Below are 23,992 nucleotides of genomic sequence, written 5' to 3' on the forward strand. Positions count from 1 at the left end.
GAGTCATGTTGATATTCCTCCGATGAATGTTGTCTCGACAACCTCATTCTAAGAGAGAACTTTCAACATGGCTTTATTTAATGTTTACCAACAGCCATTTTACACAATTATATGGACTCTACTCGGATTGCCCCAGTACAGGCGCGAGTTGTTCGATTTTTTCGAGTAACTCTTCCGGATTGCCCCAGTGCAGGCGCGAGTTGTTCGTGTTTTCGAGCAAATCCTAGGGTTTTGTCGCGATCAGCAAACGTTTTTAGTCTCAAAGTCGGATGTTCCAAAGCTTGAGTAGCCTGTATAATGTCCTAGCAAACATATGTTTGCGTAACGGGGAGCTTATTGATCGCATAAGCTCATACATCATGGGAACTACAGCGGAGGAAACAAATGAAAGGAACGACTCATCTAGCCATCGGCTGCGCGATCGGCGCGTTGGCTTGCGCGTATTATCCGTTCAGCATGAACAGCGCCGCGCTGTACTTTACGGTCGCGGGCATGTCTGCCCTAAGCGCGGATTTGGACGGGCCAAGCATTCTCAGCGGGAAAATCACGAAGCTCTCGGGTATGCTGCGCAACCTCGCGCTATTAACGGGAATCTTCCTGATGGCAGGCTTGGCCTATCGATACTTTGTTCTAGGCGACTTTGACCGAACCTACGCGACTTGCACGACGGCCGTGCTATTGCTAGGTTTCGTTGCCAAACAGGGAATCATCCGTAATGCCATAGTCAGCTTGATCGGATGCGGCCTTCTTTATTTCGGCTGGACTTCCCAACAAGATTGGCTCATCGGTCTCGGCGCCTTCATCGTATGCGCACCTTGGCTGAAGCATCGCGGAATGACGCATACTGTCTGGGCTCTGATCTTCTGGGGAACGATCGGCTGGGGGCTGGAGCAACAATTGAAGGTTGACGGTATCGCCGCCGTCGCAACGGCCGGATACGCCTCTCACCTGCTCGCCGACACGATGACGCCGAACGGCGTGAAATGGCTGTACCCATTCTATAAGAAGGCGATTAAGCTTCATTAATGGGTAACAGCAAAGGACATCTCCTGATGATGGGAGATGTCCTTCTTTCATTGTACCTGAATTTCCGTCAATTCTTGCGCTCGGTATTTCAACCTGGCGTTCTCCGCCGCTTGGCTTAACAGATCCGATACCGTGATGCTGTCCCTAATATTTCGCAACGTATACGTAGGGGTCGTCGTATCGGTGGAAAAAATCGTAATGTCTCCGAACTTCAGCATTCGCTCGAGCAAATTTCGCTTAAGCGAGATGTCCCGGATTCGGTACAACTGAATTTCTTCGCGCCTTTTCGTTAAAATCCCCCGCTCTACAATCGCTCTGCGTTCCGTAATCTGGTAACGGGTAAAACTAGGGAAACCGTAATTAAAAGGTTTGCCCTCCCACAGCACGTTCTCGTTCAACATCGCAACCTCTCCCCGAAAATGGATGTTCGTTCCTCTATTGTACACGATTCGAAACGCACTGGCTCCCCAATGTTGTCGATCCATGAAAGCTTAGTTCGACCAGAACACGAGTGAATTCATGTCACGCTCCGCGCCCATCTGTAACAACAGCTTGCCGATATCCGTCCCGAATACGGGCTCACCGTTCCAACGGTCGATCTTAACCTTCACCAGCTTGCGGCTTTGAATGACCGCGCGGATCGTGCTTAACAGGAGATCGGCTTGCTCTTGAAGAGTGACAGCATTTGATTCGGATGGTCTCGAATCCATCGCCGACTCCGCGTTTTCTCCCGGAAAACTATACACCCTCTTGCAATTGTTTTCGATCCAGAATACCCAGCGGCTTCCCGTCAGTGCTAGGAAACTTCCCGGCTTGCGGGTGAAAGATTCGCCTCTTGACGGCTGCGGCCAATCGGATAACACGCCGAAGGGATTCGCCGGGTCGGCGGAAGAGAGCACCGTAATCGCGGAATCCGCGGCAAGCGGCGGCTGTCTGACTGCATCACCCAGCTCCCGGGTCGTGAACTGCAAGGACGCCATTCCCCTAATAAACGTACCCCTCGTCAGAACGCCCCACTCTTCCAGCCTTTTCAGCGCCGGATAGAACCGTTCCCACGAATAGGGAGCCGTATTCGCGACCAAATCCTTATTGATCAACCCGTAAACCTTCAACAGATGATGCGTCCATTCCAATACCGGAGATTCCGCGCGACTGTCCGGATCCGTCGATTGCCCGGACGAAACGTCAAGGTTATCCCCCTCACTCAGAAGCGCACCCGTCGCATACCAGCGTCCGAGCCCGGAGCCCGTTCTCGCCCACTGAGCCTGCTTACCGGCCACTTGAACGCGCAACGGGGCAAATTGATCATTGGAGATTGTTCCCTCCCATACGAGGTCCATCAAATCTCCAAGCAGTTCCGACGGAGCCTGTCCCGTTTCCCGGCTTAACCGTGTAAGAAAGCTTGCGCCTCCCGCTTCGATCCGCTTCAGGAGGTCCGGGTGCTTGGACGTTTGCGCGGTCGCATCCTTAATGAACGGCGCATATAAAACCTTGGAATCTGCCAAGAAAAAAGCAATTTTCCCTTCCTTCTCGCCTTCCTCCTTGCGTCCGATCCAGAAGACGTCTCCCGATGCGCACAGCAAATCGAGATCTTCCTTGCGGTAAGGCTTCAAGCGGGTCGGCAGCACGATCGTCTCCCAATGCGACAATGGAAGAAATAAGCCTTGAAGTCTTTCAAGAACGACCCTTAATCCATCGCTTCCTTGCAATTGCGTCCCCTGCCAAGCGTGCTGCATCGTCGCGATTTGACCGCACCATCTTGCCGCGTCAGCGGGCTCGATCCGGTGTCGGGCTTGGCGAATCGATAACCGGACGAGACGGGAAGCCACTTTCACGCTAGTCCACAATCTTTCCTCTTCATTCGCGGCATGCGGCGCCCTCTCGATCATTCCTTTGTTCAACAGCTCTTCGATCGCGAGTTTCGCCGCCGCTAGCGACAAAGAAGGATATCTATCGCATAACTCGTCCTCCGTAAACGAGATCACGCGATCCGCGTATCTTCCGAGCACAAATATGAGCGATTCAGGGGACTCCGGGAACCCCTCATAGATTTCGCGTTCATCGGCCGATATCCACCGGAATTCACCGTCCCCGGCCAAATCCAGGGCGATCGCCTTATTCCGTTCTTGCAGTTGCCGCAGCCACATTAGCGCTTGCTCCCCCGCAAGACGCGAAATCTCGTTCGCCGTCATATCGCCCCTCGTCTTGAGCAAGGAGGCGAGTCCGTCCGCATTGGCCGGCGGCCGGTCGGTTTCTTCGAGTTTGCGCCTCTCCTCCTCGACGACTTCGCGATCGATGGCGTTCCCGAGAGCATTACCGCCAAATAATCGACTCGCCAATTCCTTGCTGATATTCAGCAATTGAAGACGTGTCGTTTCATCCAGCCCATCGCCCTCGTACAGCTTCATATTGACGTAATCCGCGATGAAATTGGCCGCGAACGGCGACGGATAGGGTGTCTCCCGCACAACGACGGCTATTTCTCCCGACACGAGACGATCTAGAAACGTCTTCAATTCGTCGATTCTTAAGTAATCCTGTAAGCATTCCTTCATCGCTTCCCGCAAATACGGAAAATGAGCCGCATATGGGAGCGCGCCACGCAGCAATTCCTCGCTGCGAAGCCGTTTCTGCCATAATGGCGTCCGCGTAAAACTGCGGGACAGCAGTAACCCGTTCTCGGCGATCCGGCGAAAAGCGATGCCTAGCAGAGGAGACCCGGTAATCGCTTCAGTAAGCAACTGTTCGATATTGCTTGGCGTGACTTGATTGAACAATTGCAACCATGAAGCATCCCACTCCGGGAGCACGAATTCGATTCCGTTATCTTTGGCGTTCCCGTACAGCCGGTAGGGAAGCAACTGCTCGAATTGCCTCTCGATGGCGAGCAGCCAGGCACGATTCACCGTTCTACCGCAATGATTATGGATAATGACGTGAGTCTGGTTCATCACGTCGCGATAGTGTTCGATCACGATTCGGTTGTCCGTCGGAAGTCCGCAAGACCGGTGTTGCGAGCGTAGAAGAGCGACAAGTTCCCCTGCGGAAAGACGGTCCATGTTGTAATTCACGCCTAGCCATTCGCAAGCCCGTTCGTTCGATTCGGTCTCTTGAGCCGACTCTTTTTCATGCTCCTCGTCAAGTACAAGCCGTTCGGACAATTCCCGCAGCAACGCACCGATCTTCTCCCCCAACACGAAAGGACGGCTGCCCGCTTCGTTGCGCCAGAATGGGATTTCGCTAAAACGGTTCCCCGCTTCGGATACGTATACCCGGTCGTTGCGAATGTCGCGGATCATCCAAGAGCTTGTCCCTAATTGAAACACATCTCCTACGCGGCTTTCCTGTATGAATTCTTCGTCCAACTCGCCAAGATGGACGCGACTGTCGAGATGATGCACCGGGTAGTTACCGCTTTGCGGAATTGTCCCGACTCCGGTCACCGCGGCCATCGCTGTATTGCTTCGCTTGGACAGCCGGTTCTCCATGCGATCCCAATCCAACAGTGGTTTCGCGAACGGATAGAAACCGGCTAGAACCTGAAGAACGCTCTCCAGAAGCTCTATCGGATAACGGCTGTAACTGTCGCTGCATCGAATCAAACGATGCAAAACCGTTATATCCCAATCATCCATCGCGGTCATAGCGACAATCTGCTGTGAGAGTACGTCCATCGGTGCTAGAGGAATGCGGATCACTTCGATCTCGCGTCGGGCGATCTGCCTGCCCAGCACTGCAAGCTCGGGCAACAACGACTTCTGTCTAGCTAGCAGTATGCCGCGGCTAGCTTCGCCTACGGCATGCCCCGCGCGGCCGATTCGCTGAATGCCGCGCGCGGCTTCCTGCGGAGAATCGATCTGGATAACCAGATCGATATGTCCGACATCGATTCCGAGCTCTAGCGAAGAGGTCGCAACGATGCATCTTAAGCTTCCTTCTTTAAGCAATTGCTCGACTTCCAGCCGACGCTCTCGCGACATACTGCCATGATGCGAGCGAGCTAACTCGTAACCGAAATGATCGTTCAGTCTCAGGCATAACCGTTCGCATAGGCGCCTGCTGTTAACGAACAGCAGCACGGAGCGGCAGCCTTCCATGGCCTGAACAATTCTATCAAGCAAAGGAAGCCATACCGCCTCTCGCGAAGCGGCAGGCACGTTCAGATCCGGCATCGTGATCGACACGTCCATCTGTTTGCTCATGGCACTCTCGACGATCGTCACTGGACGTGGTTGCGACGCTGCGCCTCCATCCTCGTCCATCCCCGCAGCTTCCCAGCCTCCGAGAAACCTAGCGACTCGTTCCAATGGTTTCTGAGTGGCGGATACACCGATTCTCTGAATCGGTTTCGTATTGCGATAGGCTAACCTTTCCAGGGTCAAGCTAAGGTGGGCTCCACGTTTGTCGGCGGCCAGGTCGTGAATTTCGTCGACGATGACATGGTCTACGTTCTCCAATATTTTACGCCCTTTTTCCGACGTCAACAGAAGAAATAAAGATTCCGGAGTCGTGACCAATAGATCCGGTGGTCGACGCAGAATAGCCGCACGTTTGCTCGGGCTTGTGTCGCCGGTTCTCACTTCACAGCGAATGCCCGGCCACTCGCCGCCATTGCCTGCTGCCCTGGCATCCAGTTGTTCGGCGAATCCGAGGGCATGATGATGAATATCGTTATTCAGCGCTTTAAGCGGCGTTATGTACAATATTTTCACGCCTGACGGCAAATCCGAACGGATTTTCTCACGTACTAGCGCGTCGAGGCAAGGCAGCAAAGCCGCGAGCGTCTTGCCAGAACCCGTTGGCGCCGCAATGAGCGTGTGGCGGCCTTCCCCGATCGATTGCCAAGCCTCCCGCTGAACGTCGGTAGGCTTGCCGAACGATTCGGCGAACCATTCGGATATGACCGGATGGAACGGTAATTGCTCTATCATCAGCTCTGCCCCTTTCGCTAGGAGCGCGAACGTCGCGCACGATAATAATAAACAACCCGACCGCTGTCCCATATAAGCTGCGGCCGGGCGTTGTCCTTTTATACTTTTTTCTCGAATTTGCTAAACACGCCGGACGAATTCGTTCCTTCTCCAACCAATTGATAGCCGAGACCGCGGTAGAAATCGTTAAGCACCTGTAAGCTTGCCAGACAATCGAGACGAATGACGCGTTTGCCTAGCTGAGAGGGTACTGCCGTATCCACCCACTCCATCATCTTCCTGCCGATGTTCTGGCCGGCCAACTTGCGGTTGATCGCAAGCCGGTGAAGATAGACCGCGGATTGGTCCACGGACCGTTCTCCCCAAATTTCCCGATCCCATGCGTTGGGCTCTTTAAGAAGCATGACCATGCCTGCGGTTAGATGATTCTGCTTAAAAATGTACACTTCGCCGCGATTAATCGCCTCCGGAGTATTGCACGCATCTTCTCCCCGAAGCAAGCCGTTCCATTGCGTCGAGCCTTTGCTTAGCAACCATTCCGCCGTGTTCACGAGAAGACGCATGATCTCCGTCGTATCTCCCGAATCCGCCTGTTCTACACTTGTGAAAATAGACATATAGCGCCTCCTGATCTGGTATAGAGAATAAATATATCATACCCGCGTTGCAGAAGGATAAACCGAACTCCGTCTATTCTACGTCGAAGTCGAAATATATGTCGGGGTACGGTTCGTTCTTGAGTGTATAGTGCCACCACTCTTTATTATAAGGCTTAAACCCATACTTCACCATAACGTTCTTCAGAATATTGCGGTTATCGGTCTGCTCAGCGGTAATTTGTTTCGTGCCATGGCTGGAAATCTCCCCGAAAAAGTCGAAAGGGCTTCCCATATCGACAGGATCGCCTGTCTTTCGGTGCACGATCGTAAGATCGACCGTGCTTCCCCGCGAATGACCTGATCTCGAAGCGACATAACCGAGCTTGAACACCTTCGTCTTGTCTACATCCGGATAAAATTCGTTTTTCATTTTCGTATCTCTCGCATCTTTCGCCCAAGCGGTAAAATGGCTGACCGCTTTCTTTGGCCGATAGCCGTCGTAGATCAGAAAAGCATATCCCTGTTCGTCAAGCTCTTCGCTCGCTTTTCTTAAAGCTTCCGCCGCCTGTGCGGTTAGGATCGGAACCGGTGCGTTATATCCTGCGATCCTCTCTCCTACGAAGTTATAATCGGAATAATACCGAATCTCAAATAAAGCTTTTGGGATGGCTTCATCCACGTACACGAACCCTTCAGGCAAATTCCGCTTTTTCTCGATCCCATCTTGTTCGACTGGTTTGTCTTGTACGGCAGGCTCGTCCGATGGAATAGCCGGCGGTTCCGACTGTCGGGCCGGCTGTTCGGCTGGTAGCTCGTTTTGAGGGGATGTCGTCTGTTCAGGAGACACAACGGGCACTGCCGTGGGTTCGGCCTGCCGGTATTCGCACGAGGACAGCGCGAGCAGAATGCAAATGAGCAGCGACGTCATTATCGCCATATACTTGCGGGCAGACATCGTCAAAATGATCTCCTTTCGCCCGATCAAGGCTGTCATGCGGTATAATCAAACTAAACTGTTAGAAAAATTGGGAGAATACAGATGTCGGATACGCAGCGAATCGATTGCATGAAGTGTCGTCACTATTATGTCACATGGGACCCGAATTTTCCGAAAGGCTGCCGAGCTTTCGGATTCAAATCACATACGATGCCAAGCATTGCCGTTCGTTCTTCTTCCGGCAAAGCGTGCTTGAACTTTGAAAGCAAGACCGGAAATGGCCAAACCCTTAAGTGACATCAGCCTATTTAAATTGCTTCCAGTCCATGGTCGTATTGTTCAATAAATATTCGAAGTCTTGCTCTTTGCGCTTCCGTTCGGTTTCCCGAGCGGCTTCCGCTTCCTTGCGCTTCGTCTCTTGACGTTGCGCTTCCTCCTGCTTCAAAGTCTCGGCCTGCCGTTTAAGCTTCTCTAAAGTCTCCAAACCCAGCCGATCCTTTAGCGTGACGGGACGGTCTCCGTTATCGGTCGACTTACGGGCATCCGCTTTGACTGGTTGATGGTGGCGCTTTGCCATATGATCGGATCCCTCCTCGATACTCTTTCAGCTATCTAAGCTGTCTAATTCTTCAATGACTTCCTTGAATCGATCCGGGAAGTCGGTGTGCACGCCGTCTACTCCCCATTTGGCCGCATTCTCCATATTGACCTGGTAGTTTACCGTATAAGGATAGATGAGTAAACCCGCGTGTTTGACCTTTAACACGTAATTTTCGTTGATTCTCAGGAAGTTAACGCCGATCCCATTCGCATAGCCGCTAATATCGGCCAGTTGCTGCTCGGATATATGAGCCGGCCTATTGTACCATAACAATTGGAACAGCGGCACATTCTTGTCCCAACTTCTGATCTTCACCAGACTGTCCTTACTGAACGACTGGATCGCGATATAATCCTTTAATCCGAACTCCTCGACCAACGCCCATGTTTTCTCTTCAAGGTCCGAATAGTCTTCCGGGTCCTTGATTTCGAGCATGTACCGCGTGTCCGTGCCGAATGTCTCGAATATCTCGCGCAAGGTCGGTACTTTCTCGCGCGTATACTCTTCTCTGGCATAGATAGGATGCTTTCTGTTAAACCACGTTCCTGCGTCGAGCGACTTGACCTCTTCAAGCGTCAAATCCTTGATATTCCCGGAGCCGTTCGTCGTTCGATTCACGGTCTTGTCATGCATCGCGACGAGTTCTCCATCCTTCGTCTCCTGAACGTCGATCTCGATATAATCCGCATTCATCCGGATCCCTAATCGATAAGAAGACAGCGTACTCTCCGGCGCGTAACCCGACGCGCCGCGATGAGCAACGGTCACGATATGCGATTCCGGAAAGTAAAGGCTCGGAAAATCGATGCGGTTCCCGGTTAGAAAGTAGACCAGTCCTGCCGCAAAGATCAACAAGATCAAATGAAGCGAATAAAAATACCATCCGGATATTTGTACCGGTTTTCGCAGCTTTTTGAACATATAAGCCTCCCGATGTACGCTCATGAGGTTCGCGTTTCGCGCTCGCTCTTCGGCTTATCCTGATACTACCACTTTTGGTGCCTGAACTCCTATCCCCAATCGTCGAATTTGCGACATTTTTTTGCTAAACCGAAAACGGAGTCAATCTTCTCATGAAGATTGACCCCGTCATAGCTTGATCCGTTTATTTGGCCTGCTTTTGCAATTGCGGCTGAGTCTGGTCTGTGACTCCCGCCTCAGTGGCCGGCTTGACTTTTTTGATGAAGAAAGCAAGCACCAACGCCGCAACGGTCATCCAAGTCGCAATCTCGAAAGCATGGTTAATCCCAAAGATCGTGCCTTGTTGGATCGCTTCCTTCATGCCTGTTTCATCAGTTTGGGCGATCTGGCCACCGATCACGAGCTCCTTAACGCGGCTAGCAGCCGAGTTGGTCATAATCGTGACGAGGAAAGCCGTACCTAGAGCGCCGGCGACGTTACGAAGCGTCTGCGACATGGCGGAGCCGTGAGCGTTCAAGCGTGCCGGCAACTGGTTCATGCCGGCAGTCTGAATCGGCATCATCAGCATGGACATACCGAACATCCGCAGCGTATACATGAAGATCATATGCGTGTAGGTCGTATCGGCCGTCAATTGGCTGAATTCGTAAGTCGTAACCGTCGTGATCGCCAGACCGATCACGGACAGCCAGCGCGCGCCTATTTTATCGAAAATGATTCCCGTAATCGGGGACATGATCCCCATCAGGATAGCGCCAGGCAGCAGCAACAAGCCTGCGTCCATCGGCGAAAAACCACGAATTTTCTGTAGATAAATTGGAAGCAGGATCATTCCGGAGAACATGGACATCGTAATAATAACGTTAATGACCGTCGTGAGCGAATACATATTGTACTTGAACACGCGGAACTCCAGGATCGGTTTATCGATCGTCAGCTCTCTCCACAAGAACAACGCAAGAGCGATTACGCCCACGACAAGGCTCGCAATGACTCGCGTGCTGTTCCATCCATCATGGCCAGCGTCGCTGAATCCATACAGTAAGCCGCCGAATCCCAAAGTCGATAAAACGACACCGAACACGTCAAACTTAGGCTTGGAAACTTGGGTCACGTTCTTCATTGCGAACGCGCCATAGATAAGTGCGAATAAAGAGAGGGGCAATACGATATAGAATAGAACTCTCCAATCGTAATGCTCTACGACCCAACCGGACAGCGTCGGGCCGACTGCAGGTGCGAAGATCATCGCCAGCCCCATCATCCCCATCGCTTTCCCGCGTTCGTGAACCGGGAAGATCGTCAGAAAAATAAAGGACATGAGCGGCATCAGAATTCCCGCCCCTGCCGCTTGAATAAGCCGGCCGGTCAAAAGCAGCTCGAAGTTTGGCGAAACCGCGCAGAGAATCGTCCCTAAACTAAACAATCCGACGGCAGTAATAAATAATTGCCTTGTCGAAAAACGATCGATCAAATACGCGCTCACGGGAATCAATACCCCGTTAACGAGCAAATACCCGTTAGACAGCCACTGAATCGTGTTCGCGCCGATATCCAGATCCTCCATCATTATGGGCAGGGCAACGTTCAGCAGCGTTTGCGCCAGAAGCGCGACGAACGCGCCGATCAGCAGCGCGGCGACGATTGGCCCTCTTCTTAAGGGAGCCGTCGCAGTGCTCATGGTATTACTCATGGTTTTTCTCCTCTTCCTCTCTCTGTCTCTGTATGATGTTTACGATATGCTTGTGTATCCGGTGCATATGCGCTTCGTCTTCCGGCGAAATATGCTTTAGTATACCCATCAACTGCACCTCGCGCATATTCGACGTTTCGCGGCGCAGTTTTTCCCCCGCCGAAGTCAGCGTAAGGCTGATCGAACGCCGGTTCGTGGCCGGACGTTCGCGCGTCAGCCAACCGGCTTTGACCATTCTTTGCACGATGCCGCTTGTCGTGCTCGTCACGGAAAAGATTTTGTCGGAAAGCTCGTTCAAGCCGATACCGGGATTCTCTGCCACAAGCTTCAACACGAAATATTGAATCGGCGTTATGCCCAGCAATTGGGTCGTTTGAATCATGGACTGATGGAAAGCCTGATTGACTTCGCGGAAGGACGTAAATATGTTTTGGATTCTTTCTTGGTCTTGCAGCGGACTCCCTCCTCTCTCCTCCCGATATTATTCGCAGCAGAATATTTCGCATACGAAATAAAATACTCTTATTTCAGTTCTATGTCAATGTTTACATATGTAAAATCGAAAAACTTATTCGTTTTCTAGAACGGAAAGCCGAAGACGCCGAAAAGCCAGCCCGGGGGCTGGCTTTTCGATTATTCCTGCGTACCCATCCGATCCGTCAATGCGCAAACTCGACGAACCTATCGACGACGCGATCGATAAACCGCAACGTCGATTCGTCGACGAGGCGGTTCGTCGTTTCGTCGAACTTCAATGCGGCGGAGCTAATGTAAATTTCGTTTCCCGCGGGCGGCAGAAGTTTTGCTTGGATGCCCGGACTGGCCAATATTTCGCGAAGATGCATTTGTGCCCGAATCGTACCCATCATTCCCGGAGAAACTCCGGCCGTCAGAACCGGTTTGCCGATCAGCACTTTATCGACGCGCGACAGCCAATCGATCGCATTTTTCAACACGCCGGGCACAGACCAATTATATTCCGGCGTAATGATCAGAACCCCGTCCGCCGAAGCAACCTTGTCCATAAAAGCTCTAACGGTATGCGGCGGGTTCAATTCGATATCCTGATCGAAAAACGGTAAGGATCGAATGTCCGCGAATTCCAGATCCCATTTGTTAATGTAGCGTTCCTTCATCGTGTTGGCCAGTTGCATGTTATAGGAACCCTGTCTAAGACTTCCGATAAGTACGGCGATTTTTAACATTCGATCACACCCCCCTTTATTTGGATATCGGATGCTCCATTTCCCTATATTAGCATCGACTGCGGGATATTAACAATTCCATTTAGCCATACTCGGCGATTATATTCTCCTATACTGCCTTCAGTTCGACGCCTTCAGGCAGCAGATTTCGCACAAGTTCCCGCAGCTGTTGGTCCGCTTGGAGCTCCCCGCCCAGTATCGCGATCGTTCCCGAATCGTTCCGGGTACGAATCAAACGCCCGATCCCCTGCTTCAATCTCAGAAGCATGTAGGGCAAGTCCACTTCCTCGTAAGGCGACGCGGCGTCTTGTCTTTTGGCGGCGAATACGGGATCGTCCGGGGGAAAAGGAAGAGACCATACGATTACGTTAGACAGCGAAGGTCCGGGAATGTCCAATCCTTCCCATAATGAAACCGCGCAGAGTACGCTCGTCTCATCCCGTTCGAAATCCGCGATCAAATGGCTGATCTCCCGGTCTCCTTCGAACCCGAAATTAAACTCATTACAAATGGAATGCCCGCTAATCGACTGTTTGAACTGCCGAAGCTGATCCGCGGATGGGAAAAGAATCAAGGCTCTGCCGCCCGATCTCGAGAGCAATCGGACCGTCGCTTCCAGCTTTTCTTCGAATGAAGCCCCATTTGTCCATGCTGGTGCCGCTACCTCCATCCTTCCCGAATAATCGTAAGGGGAATTGACGCTGAAAGACAAATATCGTTCTATCCCGAGGGTGCTTGCCACATAATCAAACGATCCGTTCACGGACAACGTTGCCGATGAGAAGACGACAGGTATGCGCATGCCGAATACGCTCTCCTTTAACACTTCCTTAACCGCCTTAGGCATAATGACAAGCGTAAGGCCGGTCGGACTGTCCGTCGCCCAACAGATTAAGGAGTTCGAGCTTTGAAACAGGCTTAGCGCTTTCTGCATCGTCTCCAAATGCTCTTCCACGATGCGAAGCTGGTAGCCGTCCAGATTAAACAACTCGCTCTCGAAGACAAGCTCCTCTTCGATGGCATCGATCACACTGCGGAATCGGGCGACCTCTTGAACAAGATCATCATTCAATTCGATTCGCCGGCGATCCGAACCTGGGGTCGGGAAGCTTTGGCGTTCCAATCGCGCGAACAGCGCCTCGCTGCGATCGATCGCTTCGTCGATCAGCACGGCCAGCGACTCGCGTATCTCGTTCTTGAGAAGACGGGTAACGAGTTGCTCGAAATGATCGTGTTTGATTCGGTAAGTCAGCGCCTTCTGCGCTGCCGACTCAAGCAAGTGTCCTTCGTCGAAAACGACCGCGCAATGATCCGGCAGAAGAGGCAATTGTCCTTCCCGCTTCCTGCCCTCGTATGTCCAGACATGCTCCATATAGAAATCGTGCGAACAAATAATTAGATCCGCAGCCTGCCGGTAGTGCTCGCGGGACAATGTCTGCCCGCAGCGGTGCCGCTTCTCGCAAACGAAGCAGTCCTGGAACGGATCCCAGTTGATTCTGCTCCATTGTTCGTCGTTCAGATGCGGGTACTGCTTGCGATCCCCATAGGCGTAGAACGATTGCATGCCTGCCTGCCGGTGGACGAAGTCAGGCAAGTTTTCATACAGGTCTTTGTATATTTCCGTATCTTCGTAGTCTGTTCTTGCGTTATCCAGCTTGGCCAGACACAAATAACGGTCTTGGGATTTGCCCAATCTGGCGTCGATCGCGAGCTCCAAATGCCGGGCCAGCTTGGCGATATCCCCTTCTGGCTTCACCAGCTGTTCGATTAACGATTCGTCCGCGCAAGCGATAATCGCGGGTTTGCGATGATAACGGGCGTAGCAAATGGCATAAAGCAAATAGACGAGCGTTTTACCCGTGCCGACTCCCGCTTCCGCGAAGATCGTTTGCTTCTCCGCGAATGCCCGCTCTAATTGGAACGCCATATAGATTTGTTCGTCGCGAACCTCGAAACCAGCCTCGGGAAGAACGTCGTAGAAGACGTCCGCGACCCACTCTCCCGCTTGTTGCATGAACGGCTTGGAATGCTCGAATTCAAATGGATACCGATTCAATAGAACGATGCCTCCACAACATGTAGTCGAGACATTATCACATGATCGTCTTGCAAAAGCAAAGCGATTTTTCGATTACCAATAATTGAAGATAGGTATCGCTTAGGAGATTGATTAGGATAGAGTGAGACAACTCTATTATTTACGATGAAAGTGAGACGATATACTCATGCGATGCATGCAGCCGATAAGCGTGAGAAAACGACTTCTTACGGTCACTCTGCTTATTTTGGCCTTAATTATATCTATGAGTGACGCGGGACACCGGGCTGACGCCGCCCCCGTTTATCCTTTTGATGACGTGACTCCGAATTTCGCTTCCGAAGCCATTCTCCATCTCTCCCAACTCCATATCATCGGGGGAACCGGACAACGCCGATTCGAGCCGCTTAAAGCGACGACAAGAGCCGAGTTCGTCGCAATGTTGGATCGTTTATTCGGACTGTCGCCGGTTGCGGGAGCCGTTCCTGCCTTTAAGGACGTACCCAGAGAATCATGGTTTTACCCTTGGGCGCAAGCCGGCGTCGCAACGGGAATCGCCCAAGGCACGACATCCCGGACATTCGAACCGAATCGGAAAATTACTCGCCAGGAAGCAGCCGTCCTCATGACGCGCGCTTTGAAGCAAGAACCGGCTTCGTCAGCACATCCGCGATACAAAGACGAGGATAGCATTGCGTCCTGGGCCATGCCGTACGTAAAGCGGCTAAGTGAGCTAGCTTTAATAGAGGGAGATACCAGCGGCAACTTTCGCCCGGATGCCCCCCTCACTCGTCAAGAAGCCGCGGTGATCTTGGATAGGGTGCTTACAAGGGACGATTGGGCTTCCCAGATTCGTTCAACCCCGGCAGCCAAAATCCAATTAGGTTGGCAATACGATCAGACGACTGCGCAGTTCGAGAAACAAGTCGAATCGTCAGCCGTCAATACCTTGTCTCCTCGATGGTTTTTTCTCGAAAAATCAAGCTCCCTAACCGATCTAGGCGATCGTTCTCTCGTTTCTTGGGCGCATAATCGGGGCAAAAAAGTGTGGGCCATGATTGGAAACCACTCCGATCAAACGTTAACCCATCAAATGCTATCATCTTCCGAGCAAAGGAAAACTTTTATTACGAATCTATTAAATGCGGTGCAGAAATACGGAGTAGACGGCTTAAATCTCGATTTCGAGAATGTCGCCCCCGGGGATCGCAGCGGGTTGACGCAATTCGTATCGGAGCTGTCCATCGCGCTGCATGCTAAGGGAACGACGCTATCGGTGAACGTGTCTCCCGATCTGGGGACGGATTGGACGGATGCTTTCGACTATGCCGCTCTCGGCAAATACGCGGATTACATCGTGCTTATGGGTTATGACGAGCATTGGGACGGGTCTCCGATCGCCGGTTCGGTCTCCTCTCAGATTTGGCTGCAATCCGGTTTGCAGAAGCTTCTACTTCGCGTGCCCGCAAATAAAACGATTCTTGCTCTTCCTTTCTACACACGCGACTGGTATGCGAACGCGTTTGGTATGCAATCGATAGAATTGAGCCTTATACAGCAAAATTCCGTCCTTCAGTCGAGGGTATCGAAGATGGCATGGAACGATGCTTTAAGCCAATATGAAGCCGAATATGTCGCGAGCGGTGTTCGGCATCGGATCTGGGTCGAGGACGGACGGTCGATTGCGAGCAAAATCCGAATGGCAGAAAATTATGCGATCGCAGGCTACGCTTACTGGTATATCGGCGGAGAAAGCCGGGATATATGGGACAGCGTGCGTAATGAACTAAAGTTCGATTCGTATCGCTTCTCATCCTGAGCACTTGTCAAGACATACAACATGTAAAAAAACTAATCGAATTCTCATAATCCTCAATGCAGCTTACGGTGATACGAGTTTGGCCTGCCACAAGCAAATGATGGTTCGTTCGAGTGTGTTAAGGTGGATTTAGGCAGTCGTACCGCTCCGCTAAACCAATCATTTTTCATAGGAGGCGTTATATCGATGATCAATCCTACAAAAAGAATGGGCAAAGCGATGATAGGAACCGCATTAAGCATGTCGATCGCGTTCTCCGCGGGCGCTATGCTCGTCGCGAACGGTTCGGCATACGCCGCAACTTCGAATGCGACAATAACTGCGTATGGCGCGAGCTCGTCGCAATCCATCGCAGACAATATTACTGCTATCGGCAAAAAATATCTCGGCGTCCCTTATCAATTCGGCGCCAAATCGAACCAAACCGCGACATTCGACTGTTCTTCCTTTACGCAATACGTGTTCGGAAAGAACGGAATTAGTCTTCCCCGTTCATCCAAACAACAATCCAAAGTCGGCACGTACGTATCGAAAGACCAACTGCAGCCCGGAGACCTCGTATTCTCGGATACGAACCATGACGGAATCATCAATCATGTCAGCATCTATATCGGCAATAATCAACTGCTTCATACGTACAGAGTCGGAATCGGCGTCACGATCTCGAACTTCAAAGGAAGCGCATGGGATCGCGGTTACGTGACGGCTCGCCGAGTCCTTCCGACGGACGGGACGGCAAGCGCCGCGCCTGCGCAATCGGATCAACAACCTGCTTCCGAAACGAAGCAACCGGATTACTACGCTCCGGTTCAGAGATCGGACAATTCCCCATACTACTCTCACCGAAATCATTGGCACGGATATAAGAATAGATAATAACCTCCTCATCCATCGCGAACAAATCCGCTTTCGGTTATCGGCCGAAAGCGGATTTGTTCGTGTTCATATGCTATAATCGACTAGATTCGAAGCCATATTACAATAGGCGCAATTGGAGGTATTTCCGGTGCCTAATAACGAACCTGGATTTCGGCTCGCCTACGCGATCTCCTTCCTGTTCCATCCTTTTGTCGTCGTTATGCCGTTGTTTCTTATTGTTTCTCTTCAATTCGCTTCCAATGCGATCGAGGCCATCATCTGGTGGCTGCTGATCGTTGCTGGTGTTTCCGCAGCTCCGTTCGCATTCATCCGGCGGGGCGTAGTCAAGGGCAAGCTCGCGGATCACGATATCAGCAAACGAGAACAACGCCTCGTTCCGTTTCTTTACACGATCGGTTGCATGGCGATTTCATTGGCGCTTCTGCTTGCGTTGCGCGTTCCGGTGGAGCTGCTGGCCACGTTTACGGGAATGATCAGCGCAGTCGCACTGGCCTTGCTTGTTACGCAGCTCGCGCGTTGGAAAATCAGCCTGCATCTGATCGGAATCTCAGGCGCCGTACTAACTCTCGGATTGCTGGTGTCCGCATGGTATTTCTCGTTGACCCCTCTTATTGCGCTTGTCGGATGGGCCAGGTGGCGGGTAAAAGCACATACACCGACACAAGCAGCCGCAGGCGTCTTTCTGGCATCGGTCGTCACGATTGCCGTTTGCATTTTGTATGGACTCGGCGGATCTTAATTTGCAAACGATACATATACAAGCTCAGGAGGCTGTCTCCTCTTCATGAATTGGAAACCCGACAAGTCATCGCACGACCCCATCTACCTTCAGATCGCCGACCATTTCGAGGGAAAAATGCGGGACGGAGAGTATCCTTCCGGCAGTTGCTTGCCCTCCGAACGCAAACTGGCTGCCACCCTTGACGTTAATCGAAGCACCGTCGTAACCGCATACGACCATCTGGCTTCCCTTGGTTTAGTCGCCAGGGTTAAAGGTTTCGGCACCGTTGCGACCGACCGGCAAACCTTCGATGGCACGGCTAAACGCATACCGAATTGGGAACAGTATGCCAAGAGCGGATTTCTGCACCGTAACGACCCGATCACGCGCCATATTCACGCGATTCTCGGGTCGGACCAATCTAATATCAATTTTGCGATCGGGGAGTTAAGCCCCGATCTATTCCCCGTTGCACTGATGCAGCAAGCTCATAGCCGGATCGAAATGAGTCAATACCTAGGATATGAACACATTCAAGGGAATATCGGTCTTAGGGATAGCATCGCAGGTCATTTGCGAACGCATCGCGGGATCGCATCCTCCGCTTCGTCGATTCTTGTGACCTCGGGCGCTCAGCAAGCGATCCAATTAATCATCCAGGGCTTGCTCAAACCCGGCGACGGAGTCGCGATCGAAGATCCCTCCTACTGCTTCTCCATGCCGATCTTCCATTCCGCAGGGCTAAGAACATACCGGCTTTCCGTGGAGCAGGACGGCGTCGACCCCGAGCAGATTGTAAGCTTGTATAAACGCCACCGGATCAAGATGGTTTTCTTGAACCCGATTTATCATAATCCAACTGGAACGACGATGAGCGCTGAACGACGGAAGCGGCTTCTCGACATCTCCACGAAATTCGGAATCGCCATCGTGGAGGATGATCCTTACAGCTTGACCGGCTTCGGCCAAGCGCCCGAAGGAACGCTGAAATCGATGGATCGGGACGGATCCGTTCTCTATGTCAGCTCCTTATCGAAGATCGTGTCGTCGGGACTCCGCATCGGTTGGATCGCGGGGCCACATTCCGTAATTCAGCGCTTAACGGATGCCAAACAACAGCTTGATTTCGGACATTCGAACATTCCGCAATGGATCGCGGCGCAGTTGTTGTCCTCCGGCGAATTAGACAACCATCTCCGGAAGCTTAGAACCGGGCTGCAGCACAAACTCGAACAGACAATATCGTCTCTCCGTACAGAATTCGGCGACAGAATCAAGTTCCGCGTACCTAGCGGCGGCATTCATCTGTGGTGCGAGTTGGACGGCGAATGGGACGAATTGCAGTTGTTTAATCAGGCGATCGACCTCGGCGTCGTGATCACGCCCGGCAGTACGCTCGGTTCGCATCGGAACCGAATTCGCCTGACCTATAGCAGAGTCGACGATCGGGAGATCGCTCCGGGTATCCGTAAACTCGCCGAAGCGTATCGGTACGCTCTTGGCTTCGATCGATGACGTTCCGCTAGCTGCGCAAGACTGCCACAAAAATGGCGAGTGCGGCGATAATGACGACACCGTAGATCGCGAGCAATCTTCCGAGCTTGCGCCCCGTATTGGCGAAATATGATCCGTTGGCGTCCTTGTTTCCGAGCGACGTTCCGACTCTTATCGTCAATACGGCGGCTGCAACCATCACGATCAAAATAATAAGCAGCATGATATTTGTATTCATCGTCTTCACGCCCTTCCTATAAGCCCATTTTAACCGTTTTGTCCCCTCCTGTGACCATCCACTCTCCGCGTATCCGTCCCATCCACTGATCTGAAAACAAATTCAGTGTGTTTCCTGTTGATCTTTACCCCGCCGGGCATTACAATAGCTTAATTGCTCATGTGAACAGGAAGGGATCGTCTCGTGAAATCAACTTCGCCTCCAGTGCCTCTTCTCATTCCCCTGATCGTCGGAATGATCGCCATATCCTTCGCACCGATACTCGTTCGGTATTCCGACGCTCCCGTTTCCGTGCAAGGGATGTACCGCATGCTATTCACGGTATTGATCATGCTCCCGTTCGGAACCCGTCAACTGAAATCGCTCAGTTCCGTATCGCGGAAAGATTGGGGATTGCTCGCGCTGGCCGGCTTTTTTCTCGCTTTGCATTTTCTGCTGTGGATGGAGTCGCTTAACTTTACGTCGATTGCAAGCTCCACGATCATTCTATCGCTCGAACCCGTCTTCGTTATGATCGGTGCCTTCTTCGCATTTAAGGATCGGATCGGCAAGCTGTCTCTGATTGGGCTTCTCACCGCTTTGATTGGAGCGTTTATCGTCGGATCCGGCGATATCGGACTTTCCGGAGAAGCATTCAAAGGCGACGTTCTATCGCTTCTAGGCACTTTGGCGATCGTTGCGAACATGCTGATCGCCAAGGTGATTCTGACCCGCGTTCCATCATTCGTGTACAGCTTAACGGTGTTCGCAGTCGCTTTCGTTTGTTTTGCGATTTATAATGTTGCAACGGATTCTACTTTTATTCATTACCCTCCGCGCGAATGGTTGATCTTCGTTCTGCTTGCGATCGTTCCGACGGTATTCGGGCATATGATCTTTAATTGGTTGCTGCAATACGTCAAAGCGACGACGATCTCCATCACGGTATTCGCGGAGCCGGTTGGCGCCAGCCTGCTGGGCATGCTGCTCTTCCGCGAAATGGTGTCCGCATTTCAACTCGTCGGCGGCGCGTTTATTATCGCCGGACTTCTGCTCTACATGAGAGCCGAGTATTCCGCTCCTTCCGCCGCAAATCCGAAAACCGAAGCCGCATAGAGGTAAAAGCGCAGCACAAGCCCGCCGGGATTCCCCGGCGGGCTTGTTTGCTTCATGAGTTACTCGAAATAATCGAACTACTCTGGCCCAGCAGCCTCTATGCACGGGAGTTACTCGAATTAATCGAACTATTCTGGCCCAGCGGCGTCTATACATGGGAGTTACTCGAATTAATCGAACTATTCTAGCCCAGTGGCGTCTATACGAGGGAGTTGCTCGAAATAATCTAACTGCTCTGGCCAATTATCGGACATTGTGTAAATGTACTCTATTTGGATATTTCATACGGCGATCACGGACTTGCTGCGCTGGCCAGACTCGCTTCGGTTACGGGTGTCCATTTCTCCCGCGTATTCAAGCAATTGGCCTGCACGACACCGCGCGCCTACAAAATGAATCGCTAACCTCAACCGCTTCGACTAGCTCAACAATTGTATGCTTGTCAACACCAGGCCGATGAGGAAGCCGCACAACGCCCCGTTCACCCGAATCCATTGAAGATCGCCGCCGATCTTCTCTTCGAGCATGCGAACGAGCTCTTTGTCGTTCATTCGGTCGATATTGTCCTTAATCAACAATCCAATGCGATAGTGGTTCGTTTCCACGAGATCAGCGACGGCGGACAAAATCTTCCGTTCAGCGGCATCGGTCGTCTCCTGCTCGGCCTGCAGCTTGCGGATAACGAAACGAAGCGCGATGACGACCTTCTTGCCGCCCCCGTCGATTTCCTTGTCCAACGCCGCGATCAAGGATTCGCGAATCGATTCCAGCCGTTGCAAGAGGAACCTTTCACTGTCCGGATGGGCCGCTTTAGCTTCCAGCCAGATCTTCCCACGTTCTAACATCGCTTCGTCTTGAGCGACGTGCCGCAGCCGCTGGCGGAGTTCAGCAATCAACCTCTCCCTGTTCGGATTCCCGGGTTCCATCAAATCGCGAATTCCCGATAGCAGAAGCTGCTGAATCATCGGTCCCAGCTTGTCCTCGTTCATAAATCCGGCGAATGCCTGAACGGCAAATCCCATGAAACCTCCAACCTTCGCCTCGGACAGTTTCTGAAGCGCCATCGCACCAAGCATACGCCCGGTTTCCGGTTTGTCAACCCAAGCGCTTCCTTCCCGGAGCGCATAATCTAGAGCCTGCTCGTCGATACGCTCCTGTATGGCGGCGTTTAATGCTTTCTCTGCGATCGGCCGAGCATCCGATTCACGAATCATCGTGACGACGGCAGCCTGAACATGGGGCACCAGGGCCCCAAGGGGCAGCTTGACCAGCAGCTTCTGAAGGAAACGCAAGACGCCTGTCCGATTAGACCGTTTGCTAGCGGCTTTGGTGATGGCGGACCCGACAATTCTCATCAATTGGAATTTCTTAAGTTTGCTCGTAATACTCTCCTTGTTCAACAATTCATTCTCCAACGCGGAGATCAGCGACTTGGCGATCTTATCCCTATTCTTGAGCAAGAGCGACGTATGCGGGATGGGAATACCAATCGGATGGCGGAAAAGGGCCGTGACGGCAAACCAATCGGCGAACCCGCCGACAAGACCCGCTTCGAAACCGCCTTTCAATAGCGTCACCGCTGGATGATCCGGCAGAAACAGCGTCGTAATGAAGCCCGCACCCATCCCTATCAAAGACAATGCGGCGATATACCTAGTTCTCATTAATAATGACCTCGTTATGAAATAATCTGCTGTATTTATACAGTATAACCGAAACAGTTCGATAAACTAAGCGTAATAATAGCTAAGGAGCTGATGACGATGTTCTTCTTCGCTTTCCTATTTATCGTGATCTCCATCTTGAATATTATCTTCCCCAAGATCGGTTGGTACCTCAAGTACGGGTGGGCGGTAAAAGGCGATGTCGAACCTAGCGATGCCTATCTGCTGATGAGCCGGGTAATGGGCGTAATTATCCTGATTATATTCCTGTTTGTCTTTCTACCGAATATGTAATCCGATCGGTCTTCACAATGGAAAAAAACCGCGCTGCTTAGGCGCGGTTTTCTTGTACGGACGGTTAAGCTTCGGGAGCTTTCGCCTTCTTGACGAAGAGCGCCAGCACTAAAGCGACAATCGCGAAAATCATCCCGACTCGGAAAGAATTGTGAACTCCGGCATTCAATGCCAAGGAAGCTAGGTTCTCAGCGGTCGGGTCCGCGGCGCCGGCCATGTAGCTTTTCATGCCTGACGACATGATGCTGATGAAGAACGCGACGCCGATCGCGCCGGATACTTGCTGCAGCGTATTAAGAATCGCTGTGCCATGCGGATAAAGAGTTTTCGGCAATTGATTCAAGCCGTTCGTCTGTGCGGGCATCATGATCATGGAGATGGCGACCATCATAATGCAATGGTACAGAATTAACGTGCCGCTGCTCGTCTCCAGATTGATCTGGGTAAACAGCCACATGACGACAATCAGGATGATCGTGCCCGGAATAACCAGAACGCGAGGCCCTAATTTATCGAACAGCTTCCCTGTGATCGGGGAGAGAAATCCGTTAAGCACACCGCCAGGAAGCAAAATCAGTCCCGCGGCGAACGCCGTCATGAGCAAACCTTGCTGCAGGAAGATTGGCAGAAGCATCAATGTGGAAAATAACGACATCATGACGATAATAAGCAACACGGTGCTAAGAGAGAACATCGGCGACAAGAAGGCCCGCAAATTAAGGATTGGAGTACGGGATACCAGCTGCCTCCAAATAAACAAAAGCAAGGAAATCCCGCCGATAATCAGCGTCAAATATACTTTCGGGACCGTCCAATCGCCTTCGCCCGCGCTGCTGAAGCCGTACACGATACCGCCGAATCCGATTGTCGATAAGATAACGGACAACATGTCTACTTTAGGCTTCGTAACCTGGGAGACGTTCTTCAGGTAGATCGCTGCGATAATAACCGAGATGACGGCGAATGGGAACACAAGGTAAAATAACCAGCGCCATTCGAGCGATTCCAGAATCAAACCGGACAGCGTCGGCCCGATCGCGGGAGCGAACATGATAACAAGCCCGATACTTCCCATCGCCGCGCCGCGTTTCTCTGGCGGATACAGAATCAGGATCGTGTTCATCATGACTGGAAGCATCAATCCGGTGCCTAACGCCTGGATGATTCGTCCGATTAGCAGCACGGTGAACTCGGGAGCAACCGCGCAGACTAGCGTTCCGGCGGAGAATAGGACCATGGCGCCTATGAACATTTGTCTTGTTGTGAACCATTGCACGAGCAGGGCCGATATCGGAATTAATATGCCGACGACCAACATGTAGCTGGTCGAGAGCCATTGAATGGTCGTATACGACACGTTCAGATCGATCGTAAGATCATAGAAAGCAATGTTAAGCAACGTTTCATTCAAAATGGAAAAGAACGCGCCGATGACGAGCGTAATCAAGATCGGCAGGCGCTTGACGTTTTCCAATTCTTTGTACTGCTGTCCCGCAGCAGAATCAGCGGTATTCACTTTTGATTTCCTCCATATCCATTTATCTAATAAGCTCTCCAATTTTCTCACTATAACATTCGGCGTTCAATTGATCAATTCGACTATAACGATTTTTTCCCACTTCCCCATTCTTGACAAGGAGAGAAAAATGCCCATATAATAGCACCATATCAACTCAAGGAGGCTGAGGAATATGAAAAACTTATTGAATGTATCGATTGTTTCGGCGGGTTCACAATCTCATATGTCCCGGTCTCTGCGGAGTGTTTGCGTGATTAGACGGTTTGTTTAAGCTATCGATTAGAATTTAGCTTATACGATATCGATTATACGCGCCGT

General features: G+C 51.7%; 20 protein-coding genes. 7 read left to right on the forward strand and 13 right to left on the reverse strand.

Going from position 1 to position 23,992, the window contains the following annotated elements; genetic code table 11:
- Positions 1 to 384: 384 nt before the first annotated feature.
- Positions 385 to 1,026, forward strand: coding sequence for a metal-dependent hydrolase (locus FPZ45_RS23565; protein WP_144707112.1), 642 nt, complete (start codon positions 385 to 387; stop codon positions 1,024 to 1,026).
- Positions 1,027 to 1,073: 47 nt separating this feature from the next.
- Here FPZ45_RS23565 and FPZ45_RS23570 read toward each other — a convergent pair whose 3' ends face one another.
- The 10 genes from FPZ45_RS23570 to FPZ45_RS23620 form a co-directional block, all read right to left on the reverse strand.
- Positions 1,074 to 1,427: a PH domain-containing protein gene (locus FPZ45_RS23570; protein WP_186438539.1), complete on the reverse strand. Its 354-nt coding sequence runs from the start codon at positions 1,425 to 1,427 to the stop codon at positions 1,074 to 1,076.
- Between the two features lie 90 nt (positions 1,428 to 1,517).
- Positions 1,518 to 5,957 (reverse strand): DEAD/DEAH box helicase, encoded by a 4,440-nt coding sequence (locus FPZ45_RS23575; RefSeq protein ID WP_144707114.1) that lies wholly within the window; start codon positions 5,955 to 5,957, stop codon positions 1,518 to 1,520.
- A 98-nt stretch (positions 5,958 to 6,055) separates the two neighbouring features.
- The gene (locus FPZ45_RS23580) at positions 6,056 to 6,574 is read right to left on the reverse strand and encodes a GNAT family N-acetyltransferase (protein ID WP_144707115.1); all 519 of its coding nucleotides are present in this window, start codon (positions 6,572 to 6,574) and stop codon (positions 6,056 to 6,058) included.
- Positions 6,575 to 6,647: 73 nt separating this feature from the next.
- Complete coding sequence (locus FPZ45_RS23585; protein ID WP_222430808.1) at positions 6,648 to 7,511, reverse strand: M15 family metallopeptidase; 864 nt, start codon at positions 7,509 to 7,511, stop codon at positions 6,648 to 6,650.
- Positions 7,512 to 7,797: 286 nt separating this feature from the next.
- Positions 7,798 to 8,070, reverse strand: coding sequence for a YqkE family protein (locus FPZ45_RS23595; RefSeq protein WP_144707117.1), 273 nt, complete (start codon positions 8,068 to 8,070; stop codon positions 7,798 to 7,800).
- Between the two features lie 27 nt (positions 8,071 to 8,097).
- Complete coding sequence (locus FPZ45_RS23600) at positions 8,098 to 9,015, reverse strand: glycerophosphodiester phosphodiesterase (RefSeq protein WP_246120564.1); 918 nt, start codon at positions 9,013 to 9,015, stop codon at positions 8,098 to 8,100.
- Between the two features lie 184 nt (positions 9,016 to 9,199).
- Positions 9,200 to 10,708 (reverse strand): DHA2 family efflux MFS transporter permease subunit, encoded by a 1,509-nt coding sequence (locus FPZ45_RS23605; protein ID WP_246120565.1) that lies wholly within the window; start codon positions 10,706 to 10,708, stop codon positions 9,200 to 9,202.
- Positions 10,701 to 11,090 (reverse strand): MarR family winged helix-turn-helix transcriptional regulator, encoded by a 390-nt coding sequence (locus FPZ45_RS23610; protein ID WP_144707118.1) that lies wholly within the window; start codon positions 11,088 to 11,090, stop codon positions 10,701 to 10,703. Before FPZ45_RS23610 ends, FPZ45_RS23605 begins: the two co-directional genes overlap by 8 nt.
- Positions 11,091 to 11,367: 277 nt before the next feature.
- Positions 11,368 to 11,913, reverse strand: coding sequence for an NADPH-dependent FMN reductase (locus FPZ45_RS23615; protein ID WP_144707119.1), 546 nt, complete (start codon positions 11,911 to 11,913; stop codon positions 11,368 to 11,370).
- A 109-nt stretch (positions 11,914 to 12,022) separates the two neighbouring features.
- Positions 12,023 to 13,969, reverse strand: coding sequence for an ATP-dependent DNA helicase (locus FPZ45_RS23620; RefSeq protein ID WP_144707120.1), 1,947 nt, complete (start codon positions 13,967 to 13,969; stop codon positions 12,023 to 12,025).
- 193 nt (positions 13,970 to 14,162) lie between these two features.
- Between FPZ45_RS23620 and FPZ45_RS23625 the strand changes: the two genes are divergently transcribed.
- The 4 genes from FPZ45_RS23625 to pdxR all read left to right on the forward strand — a co-directional run bounded on the left by FPZ45_RS23625 (position 14,163) and on the right by pdxR (position 18,885).
- Positions 14,163 to 15,770 (forward strand): S-layer homology domain-containing protein, encoded by a 1,608-nt coding sequence (locus tag FPZ45_RS23625; RefSeq protein ID WP_246120566.1) that lies wholly within the window; start codon positions 14,163 to 14,165, stop codon positions 15,768 to 15,770.
- Between the two features lie 186 nt (positions 15,771 to 15,956).
- Positions 15,957 to 16,646, forward strand: a complete 690-nt coding sequence (locus FPZ45_RS23630; protein WP_144707121.1) for a C40 family peptidase — start codon at positions 15,957 to 15,959, stop codon at positions 16,644 to 16,646.
- Positions 16,647 to 16,776: 130 nt separating this feature from the next.
- Entirely contained in the window at positions 16,777 to 17,388 is a 612-nt protein-coding gene (locus FPZ45_RS23635) for a hypothetical protein (protein WP_144707122.1), read from the forward strand.
- 45 nt (positions 17,389 to 17,433) lie between these two features.
- Positions 17,434 to 18,885: a MocR-like pyridoxine biosynthesis transcription factor PdxR gene (pdxR, locus tag FPZ45_RS23640; RefSeq protein ID WP_144707123.1), complete on the forward strand. Its 1,452-nt coding sequence runs from the start codon at positions 17,434 to 17,436 to the stop codon at positions 18,883 to 18,885.
- Positions 18,886 to 18,892: 7 nt separating this feature from the next.
- Here the strand turns inward: pdxR and FPZ45_RS23645 are convergent, their stop codons facing one another.
- A complete protein-coding gene (locus tag FPZ45_RS23645; protein ID WP_144707124.1) occupies positions 18,893 to 19,102 on the reverse strand; it encodes a hypothetical protein in 210 nt (69 codons plus the stop codon).
- 183 nt (positions 19,103 to 19,285) lie between these two features.
- Between FPZ45_RS23645 and FPZ45_RS23650 the strand changes: the two genes are divergently transcribed.
- A complete protein-coding gene (locus tag FPZ45_RS23650) occupies positions 19,286 to 20,197 on the forward strand; it encodes a DMT family transporter (RefSeq protein ID WP_144707125.1) in 912 nt (303 codons plus the stop codon).
- A 419-nt stretch (positions 20,198 to 20,616) separates the two neighbouring features.
- Here FPZ45_RS23650 and FPZ45_RS23655 read toward each other — a convergent pair whose 3' ends face one another.
- The gene (locus FPZ45_RS23655; RefSeq protein ID WP_144707126.1) at positions 20,617 to 21,861 is read right to left on the reverse strand and encodes a DUF445 domain-containing protein; all 1,245 of its coding nucleotides are present in this window, start codon (positions 21,859 to 21,861) and stop codon (positions 20,617 to 20,619) included.
- A gap of 99 nt (positions 21,862 to 21,960) precedes the next feature.
- Here FPZ45_RS23655 and FPZ45_RS23660 point away from each other — a divergent pair, with 99 nt between their 5' ends.
- Positions 21,961 to 22,155 (forward strand): DUF6199 family natural product biosynthesis protein, encoded by a 195-nt coding sequence (locus FPZ45_RS23660; protein ID WP_144707127.1) that lies wholly within the window; start codon positions 21,961 to 21,963, stop codon positions 22,153 to 22,155.
- A 64-nt stretch (positions 22,156 to 22,219) separates the two neighbouring features.
- Here FPZ45_RS23660 and FPZ45_RS23665 read toward each other — a convergent pair whose 3' ends face one another.
- A complete protein-coding gene (locus FPZ45_RS23665; RefSeq protein ID WP_144707128.1) occupies positions 22,220 to 23,671 on the reverse strand; it encodes an MDR family MFS transporter in 1,452 nt (483 codons plus the stop codon).
- Positions 23,672 to 23,992 lie beyond the last annotated feature (321 nt).

Source organism: Cohnella terricola (genome assembly GCF_007786475.1).
In the GTDB taxonomy this organism is placed as follows: domain Bacteria; phylum Bacillota; class Bacilli; order Paenibacillales; family Paenibacillaceae; genus Cohnella; species Cohnella terricola.